Annotated in this window: 2 protein-coding genes; both read left to right on the plus strand. The window is 44.5% G+C overall.

Features of this window, described 5'->3' with window-relative positions:
• Positions 1-574: DUF2625 family protein (locus KH943_RS10060; RefSeq protein WP_304110441.1), on the plus strand; the 574-nt coding region annotated here is incomplete at its 5' end.
• 35 nt (positions 575-609) lie between these two features.
• Positions 610-1,674: Hsp70 family protein (locus tag KH943_RS10065; RefSeq protein ID WP_304110442.1), on the plus strand; the 1,065-nt coding region annotated here is incomplete at its 3' end.

The raw sequence follows: 1,674 nt of genomic DNA on the forward strand, positions 1-1,674 counted from the left end.
GTTTACTCAAGCAAAAAATCACTACGAAATTTTAGCTAGCTACTCTGAAGATGCAGCTGCTGCGTTAGTTGGAATGCAACTACCGACCCGTTCACCGCTTGGTGCGATTGTGTATGAAACAGGTGGTGTGTTAATCGATCACGGTTGGTTGCGCATTTTAGGTTCAGGCAACGAAAAATTACCGCGTGGTTTATTTGATTGGAACTTTGGTAAAACCTTCAAGCAATCGGGCGAGCAACCCAGCTACTTATTAGTAGCAGATGATGCAATTGGTGGTTACTTTGCTATTAACGCAGGCAGTTTAGGCGACAAAATTGGGCAAGTGTATTATCATCATCCGAAAAAGAAAACGTGGGAACTGTTGAACTTAGGCTATTCTGAATTTTTAGGCTGGGCATTATCAGGCGATTTAAACGATTTCTACCAAGATTTACGTTGGGATAATTGGCAAAATGATATTAAAGAACTGCAAGGTCATCAAGTGTTAGAGCTTGAAAGCAAAATCGCTGTGCCTGTGGAACGCCACTATCAAGGTGTATTTGCTCCTGAAAATATGGGTTATTCAGTAGCCTAAAATAAATTAAAACAAGAAATAGAGAAGAGATAATAATGGCATTACTTCAAATCGCTGAACCAGGGCAAACTGCCGCACCGCACCAAGCACGCTTGGCGGTGGGGATTGATCTTGGGACAACGAATTCATTGGTTGCAACTGTGCGAAGTGGCACGGCGACCGTGTTATTAGATGAAAAAGAGCGAGCGTTAGTGCCGTCGGTGGTGCATTACACGGAAAACGAGAAAACCGTGGGTGTGGAAGGTTTTGAGTTTGCAGCCGTTGATCCGCAAAACACCGTGATTTCAGCCAAACGCTTAATTGGGCGTTCGCTTGCCGATGTGCAAAAACGTTACCATGATTTACCGTATCAATTTGTGGCAAGCGATAACGGCTTACCGTTAATCCAAACTAAACAAGGTAATAAAAGCCCTGTGGAAGTATCAGCAGATATTTTGGCACACTTAAATCGCTTTGCCGAACAACGCCTAGCGGGCGAATTGTCGGGTGTAGTCATTACCGTGCCTGCTTATTTTGATGATGCTCAACGTCAAAGTACTAAAGATGCAGCGCGTTTAGCAGGTTTGAATGTATTGCGTTTATTAAATGAGCCAACTGCAGCAGCGATTGCTTACGGCTTAGATAGCGGTCAAGAAGGCATTATTGCGGTTTATGATTTAGGTGGTGGTACATTCGATATTTCGATTTTACGTTTAAGCCGTGGTGTATTTGAAGTGTTGGCAACGGGCGGTGATACGGCTCTCGGGGGCGATGACTTCGACCTCTTATTAGCAAATTGGATTGCTGAACAAGCAGGTGTGCAACCACAAAATGCGAATGAACAACGTGAACTATTAACTCTGGCAACCGAAACCAAAATTACCCTTTCACAAGCGGTCGAAACTGAAGTGAAATTTGCAAATTGGACAGGCACGGTCAGCCGTTCGCAATTTAACGAGTTAATTCAACCGCTTGTTAAACGTTCGTTAATGACCTGCCGCCGAGCGTTGAAAGATGCAGGCGTGGAAGGCGAAGAGATCCGCGAAGTGGTGATGGTTGGCGGTTCAACTCGCGTACCATTTGTGCGTGAACAAGTAGGCGAATTTTTCGGTAAAACGCCA

The sequence above is a fragment of the Haemophilus parahaemolyticus genome, from assembly GCF_018373095.1.
Classification (GTDB): Bacteria; Pseudomonadota; Gammaproteobacteria; order Enterobacterales; family Pasteurellaceae; genus Haemophilus_A; species Haemophilus_A parahaemolyticus_A.